Source organism: Ferruginivarius sediminum (assembly GCF_003344765.1).
Classification (GTDB): Bacteria; Pseudomonadota; Alphaproteobacteria; order Kiloniellales; family Rhodovibrionaceae; genus Ferruginivarius; species Ferruginivarius sediminum.
The window spans coordinates 1-507 of record NZ_QPMH01000065.1; the positions used below are offsets into that span (position 1 = coordinate 1).

The 507-nt window shown below is 72.8% G+C and carries 1 protein-coding gene; it reads left to right on the top strand.

Going from position 1 to position 507, the window contains the following annotated elements:
- Positions 1–459, top strand: a 459-nt coding sequence (locus tag DRB17_RS19825; RefSeq protein WP_147274985.1) for a transposase, incomplete at its 5' end; no start/stop codon positions are given.
- Positions 460–507 lie beyond the last annotated feature (48 nt).

The window sequence follows — 507 nt, forward strand, 5'->3', positions numbered from 1 at the left end:
GCCAGGCGCCAGGGCAAGGGCGGCGCGCGCTTCGGCTACAAGGCGCATGTCGGCGTCGACCAGGGCTCCGGCCTGATCCGCGCGGTCGTCACGACGCCGGCCAACGTCAACGACACCACGCCGGCGGACCGGCTGATCCGCGGCGACGAGCGGGCGGTGTGGGCCGATGCGGCCTATCACACCCACGCCCGCGAGCGCGCGCTCAAGGCCCGCGGCATCAAGCCGCGCCTGGCCCGCCGGCCCAACAAGCACCACCCCGCGCTGCCGGCGCGGCTGAAGCACTACAACGCGCTGATCGCCCGCCGCCGCGCCGCGGTCGAGACCACCTTCGCCACCTGGAAGCGGCGCATGGGGCTGACCGGCATTCGCTACCTCGGCCTTGCCAAGGCGAGCGCCCAGGTCACCCTGGCCGCCATCGCCTTCAACATGCGCCGCTGGGTGGCGCTCAGCCCGCCGTAACCACACCCGGACTCCCTCCGCAATCCGATAAAAAAGCCCCCTATCCCG